The following is a 4,521-nucleotide window of genomic DNA, read 5'->3' on the forward strand; positions in this document are numbered from 1 at the left end:
GGAGGCGCGGCCGGCGCTGGCGGTGAAGATCGAGAACCCGCCGATCGCGCGTCCGCAGGCCGGTCTCACCGAGGCCGACATCGTGTGGGAGCAGGTCGTGGAGGGCGGGACCAGCCGGTTCGTCGCCGTCTACCAGTCCCGGCTGCCGGCCTCCATCGGCCCGGTGCGCTCCACCCGCCCCATGGACCCGGCGATCGCCGCCCCGCTGCACGGGCTCTTCGCCACCTCCGGCGGGCAGGGCCAGTACCTGTCGGCCGTGGTCGACTCCGGGCTGCAGCTGTTCAGCTTCGACGCCGGGGACGACGGCTTCGCCCGCCAGGGACCCCGGCAGGCGCCGCACAACGTCTACCTCGACCCGGCACCGCTGCTGGCCGCCGCCGACGCCGACCACCGGGCAGCACCGGCCGCGCAGTTCGGGTACGCCCCCACCGCGGGCACCCAGACCACCGTGGCGCAGGGCACCGCGGCCAGCGGGCTGGACCTGCGGCTGTCACCGGAGGCCACGCCGTCCTGGACCTGGGACCCGGTGGGCCGCACCTGGGCGCGGTCGGAGTCCGGCACCCCGGCGACGGCGGCCGACGGCGCACGGGTGACGGCGACCAACGTCGTCGTCCTGCGGGTCGAGGTCGTGGCCACCGACGCGGTCGACCCGGCCGGCAACGCCGTGCCCGAGACGCTGCTGGCCGGCCGCGGGGGAGAGGCCCTGGTGGCGACCGCCGGGCGCACCGTGCCGGCCACCTGGACCAAGGGCGCCGACGGCGACCCCGTGGTGCTGACCGCCCCCGACGGCACCCCCGTGCTGCTCGCCCCGGGGACCACCTGGGTGGAGCTGGTGCCCACCGGGGGCGGGACGGTCGCGGTCGTTCCGTAGGCTGCGGCCTCGTGACTGAGCGCACCCTGATCCTGGTCAAGCCCGGTGCCGGGGGAGGGGCGGCCGGTGCGGCGGCGGTCGCGGCGTGCGGGACGGGGACCTGCAGCACGCCGGCGAACGCGACCCGGGCCTGCCCGGGTGTGGGCCGGTGCTGCGGGTCGCGGGCCAGCATCGCGGCCAGCACCGGCTGCAGCGGTCCGGCGTGCACCATCGGCGCCGGGTGGTCGGACACCACGGCCAGCAGGGTCGCCATCGGCTCGCCGCGGTCGTAGGGCGGTCGGCCCTCGACGGCGGTGTAGAGGGTCGCGGCGACCGACCACAGGTCGTCCTGCGGCTGGGGCTGCTGCCCGGTGGCGCGCTCGGGCGACATGTAGGACGGCGAGCCCAGCACCGTGCCGGTGGCGGTCAGGCTGGAGTCACCGGTGGTGGTGGCGATGCCGAAGTCGGTGAGGTGCGCCCGGCCGGCGTCGTCGACCAGGACGTTGTCCGGCTTGACGTCGCGGTGCACCACGCCCTCGCGGTGCGCGGCGGCGACGGCGTCGAGCAGGTCCAGGCCGATCCGGGCGACGACGTCCAGCCGGAGCGGCCCGTGCTCCTGGACCAGCTGCAGCAGGGTCCGGGAGCGGACGTGCTCCATGACCAGCCAGGGCTTGCCGTCCTCCTCCACCACGTCGTGGACGCGGGTCACGGCGGGGTGGTCCACCCGGCCGGCCGCCCGGGCCTCGCGGAGGGTGCGCTCGCAGAGGATCGCGCGCTCCGTCGGGCTGACCTGGGGGCCGAAGGTGATCTCCTTGACCGCCACCTCGCGGTCGAGGACCTGGTCGTGGGCGAGCCACACGACGCCCATGCCGCCGCGACCGATCTCCTGGGTGATCCGGTAGCGGCCGGCGACTGTCCGGCCGGCGCTCACTCCGGGTCGCTCTGCTCCTCCAGGTCGATGGCCTGGTCCTCGGTCTCCTGCTCCAGGGCGATGTCGCGCGGCTGCGGTTCGTCGGACTGCGGTGTCGTCATGGCGACAACGGTGCCCCGACCCGGCGGGGTCCGCTGTGTGAAGCTGCGCGCATGCCGCTGTTCTCCTTCGAAGGCCGTTCCCCGCAGGTGCACCCCGACGCCTGGATCGCGCCGACCGCGACGCTGGTCGGCGACGTGACGGTCGAGGCGCACGCCTCGGTCTGGTACGGCGCCGTGCTGCGTGCGGACTTCGGGGCGATCGTCGTCCGCGAGGGTGCGAACGTGCAGGACGGGTCGGTGCTGCACGGCGGCGACGACCCGGTGACCGAGGTCGGGCCGGGCGCCACGATCGGCCACCTGTGCGTCGTGCACGGCTGCGTCATCGGGGCCGAGGCGCTGATCGGCAACGGCTCGACGGTGCAGGACGGCGCCCGGATCGGCCGGCGCACCCTGATCGGCGCCGGGTCGCTGGTGCCGCCGGGGGTCGTCGTCCCCGACGAGGTGCTGGCGCTGGGGTCCCCGGCCCGCGTGCGGGGCCCGTTGTCGGCGGGCGCTGCGCAGTGGGTGGACGGCAACCCGTCGATCTACCAGGAGCTCGCCCGCCGGCACGCCGCCGGCGTCGAGCAGATCGGGTAGCTCGGCACGGATCTTGGGCACTCCGGGCGCCAGCCTGCTCAGGATCCGTGCCGAGCTCAGCGCAGGCGGGCGGCGAGGGACCCGGCTTCCTTCTTCAGGACGACGACGGCCAGCTGGTCGACTCCGTCCTCGGCCTTGCGGCCGATGAACGGGGCGTCGACCTTCGAGTTGCCGGTGCTGGTGATCGTGGCGCCCGGGGTGATCCGGCGCTGGGCCTCGAGCTTCACGGCGCGGCCGAAGAGGGTGGTGGTGACCAGCACGGTGCCGGTGGCGCCGTCGCCGTCCGGGGTCCAGGTGCGGACGTCGGTGACCTCCACCCGGTCGCCGACGAAGCGGGCGAACGCCTCGGGGATGCCGGTGGTCGGCACGGTGTAGCGCGCCCGGGTCGTCGTCCCCTCGACGGTGACCTCGCGGACGTCGGCCCCGAGGTCGGCCAGCGCGGCCCGCACGAACGACTCGTCGGTCAGCGTGTCGACGACGGCCTGGGGCGTGGCGGGGACGGTGGTCTCGTATTGGTGTTGAGCAGCCCAGCCAAGTGCACTCGACCCGCTCCCGCTTCTTCACGCGACGCGGGGGCAATCCGATCTCGTGCGGGATCGGGTTGTGTGGTGGTGCTGCATTGAGCGTTTAGGGTGTCCAGCGCACCGGCGAAGTTGCCCCGTAAGGCAAGTACGCGATGTTGACGATCGTGGCATCGACGAGGACCGGGTAGACGATCCAGCCTCGGATGCACTGCCCCGCCACCACGGTGATGTCACCAAACGGGAACTTGGGCGCTGGAAACTGACTGTATCCGGTATTGGACGGGCCGTAGTTTCCATTATTATCGTCGATTAGTACCCATGATTGGTTGTTGTCGAAATTGAGTGCCGTCGCGTCGTAGCACACCTGAACATCGATCGACACCCACTCGGAATCTGGCTCCTGCGGCGACGGCGCAGACTGAGCGGACGGTCGCTGTATGGAGTAGTAGGTGACCGTCTGTCCGGTTGGGGTGTTCACTGTTTCCCCAGGCGCTCTGACGGCTGCCGCAGCAGCCGCCTCCGATGCAGACGCCGCACTTGCAGCCGCATCGGCGGACGAGCGTGCCGCAGCTTCGCTCTCCCTGGCGTCCTGGACGGCCTCACCCGGGGTGTAAGGCGCGAGGGTCGTGGATGAGGACTCGGCTTCCGTCGAGTCGCCCGAACTGCACCCCCCCAGCAACAGAGCCCCCACAGCGACAATTGCTGCCGACCGCCGCATCTTCATCCCCCCGTTGAGTGAGCAGTGATGCTCGCAGGGAGGACCGCACGGCGAGGCGAGGCGCGCTGTGTCTCGTGACTGCAAATTCTGCCGACAGCTGTTTGCGGCAGAAAGCAAGGCCCATCTCCGCTCATCGGTGGCGCTTCGGGATGGCAGGGCCACGACTAGTTCGTCAACGGCGCTCGTAGCCCTCGATTGACTACGGGTCCAGCGTGCATGCGGCGCCCCCGGCCAAGCAGCGGCGGACAACGACGGAGCGCGGCGGTCTTGGAGGATGCGCAGCCACCTCACGATGGTGGCTGGGGCGCTCGTCGTGGGCCGGTTGTTGTGGGATGGCCTGCTGACCGGTCAGCACGTCATACAGATCAGCTGGCGGTGACCGAGGGGTTCGCGGCCATGGCGGGGTTGGTCAATGATCGTTCAGGAGCATTGAGTCCTCTGCCGCGACGCCGGGAGTCTGCTCGTCGAATTTCATGAGCCGCCTGAGAAGTGAGATCGCCTCTCGCGGAGACCCAGCAGTACATCGCCGACCGCTGCCAGGACCTGCGGACCGGGCGGACGGCGCTGGCCGGTCTGCTGGCCGTGCCGATCGTCCTGCTGGGGCTCAGCCGACCCGGCCGGCGAGGGTCGCCGCCTCCTTCCTGAGCACCACGACGGCGAGCTCGTCGACCGCACCCTCGGCCTTGCGCCCGACGAACGGGGCGTCGACCTTCGAGTTGCCGGTGCTGGTGATCGTGGCGCCCGGGGTGATCCGGCGCTGGGCCTCGAGCTTCACGGCGCGGCCGAAGAGGGTGGTGGTGACCAGCACGGTGCCGGTGGCG

General features: G+C 72.1%; 5 protein-coding genes and 2 pseudogenes. 3 read left to right on the forward strand and 4 right to left on the reverse strand.

Features of this window, described 5'->3' with window-relative positions; all coding sequences use genetic code 11:
* Positions 1-871, forward strand: an 871-nt coding sequence (locus tag LFA75_RS23475; protein ID WP_225236134.1) for a DUF3048 domain-containing protein, incomplete at its 5' end; no start/stop codon positions are given.
* Between the two features lie 11 nt (positions 872-882).
* Entirely contained in the window at positions 883-1,143 is a 261-nt protein-coding gene (locus LFA75_RS23960) for a hypothetical protein (protein WP_263639434.1), read from the forward strand.
* Here LFA75_RS23960 and LFA75_RS23480 read toward each other — a convergent pair.
* Positions 1,059-1,718 (reverse strand): annotated as a pseudogene (locus LFA75_RS23480) (serine/threonine-protein kinase); the annotation flags it as partial. The gene LFA75_RS23960 and the pseudogene LFA75_RS23480 sit on opposite strands and share 85 nt — an antisense overlap.
* Positions 1,719-1,933: 215 nt before the next feature.
* Between LFA75_RS23480 and LFA75_RS23485 the strand changes: the two are divergent.
* The gene (locus LFA75_RS23485) at positions 1,934-2,458 is read left to right on the forward strand and encodes a gamma carbonic anhydrase family protein (RefSeq protein WP_225236135.1); all 525 of its coding nucleotides are present in this window, start codon (positions 1,934-1,936) and stop codon (positions 2,456-2,458) included.
* 56 nt (positions 2,459-2,514) lie between these two features.
* On the opposite strand, the pseudogene LFA75_RS23490 reads toward LFA75_RS23485, so the two are convergent.
* From LFA75_RS23490 to LFA75_RS23500, 3 genes and pseudogenes are all read right to left on the reverse strand, one after another.
* A pseudogene (locus LFA75_RS23490) lies at positions 2,515-2,958 on the reverse strand (DUF2505 domain-containing protein); the annotation flags it as partial.
* A 127-nt stretch (positions 2,959-3,085) separates the two neighbouring features.
* Positions 3,086-3,460 (reverse strand): DUF4352 domain-containing protein, encoded by a 375-nt coding sequence (locus tag LFA75_RS23495; protein ID WP_225236136.1) that lies wholly within the window; start codon positions 3,458-3,460, stop codon positions 3,086-3,088.
* Positions 3,461-4,304: 844 nt separating this feature from the next.
* On the reverse strand, positions 4,305-4,521 hold a 217-nt coding region (locus LFA75_RS23500), incomplete at its 5' end, for a DUF2505 domain-containing protein (protein ID WP_225236137.1).

The organism is Klenkia terrae, assembly GCF_900491935.1.
GTDB classification, from domain to species: Bacteria; Actinomycetota; Actinomycetes; order Mycobacteriales; family Geodermatophilaceae; genus Klenkia; species Klenkia terrae.